The 470-nt window shown below is 71.3% G+C and carries 1 protein-coding gene and 1 pseudogene; both read right to left on the bottom strand.

All coding sequences use genetic code 11. From position 1 onward, the window contains the following. Window positions 1-122 (bottom strand): annotated as a pseudogene (locus L687_RS0121040) (response regulator); the annotation flags it as partial. After that, the coding region (locus tag L687_RS25935) for a sensor histidine kinase (protein ID WP_040569613.1) at window positions 119-470 on the bottom strand (352 nt) is incomplete at its 5' end. The gene L687_RS25935 and the pseudogene L687_RS0121040, both read right to left, overlap by 4 nt.

The following is a 470-nucleotide window of genomic DNA, read 5'->3' as shown; positions in this document are numbered from 1 at the left end:
GCGGCCGCAGCGATGGCGGCGGCCCCGTCGGGAGCCACGACCACCTCGTATCCGTGCGCGGCGAGGGTGATCCTCAGCGCGCGGACCATCTGCGGATCGTCGTCGGCGATGAGCAGCTTCACTCCGTGCCCTCCGTGTCGGCAAGTCCTGCGGCCAGCGGCAGGGAGATGACCATGGTGAGGCCTCCGCCAGGCGTGTCCTCGGGTGTCAGGGTACCGCCCATGCCCTCGGTGAACCCGCGCGACAGGGCGAGTCCGAGCCCCAGCCCTGTCGTGTTGTCGGTGTCGCCGAAGCGCTGGAACGGCTGGAAGATGCGGTCGCGCCGCTCGGGGGAGACGCCGTCGCCCCGGTCGATGATGCGGATCTCGGCGCGGCCGCCGAGGGCGCTCGTGGAGACGATGACCCGTGCGTCTTCGGGGGAGTGCCGATGGGCGTTGGCGATCACGTTGACCAGCACGCGCAGCAGCAGC

The sequence above is a fragment of the Microbacterium maritypicum MF109 genome (assembly GCF_000455825.1).
Taxonomy (GTDB): domain Bacteria; phylum Actinomycetota; class Actinomycetes; order Actinomycetales; family Microbacteriaceae; genus Microbacterium; species Microbacterium maritypicum_A.
Note: the sequence above shows the minus strand (reverse complement) of the source record. Positions and strands in the feature narration are given on the sequence as shown.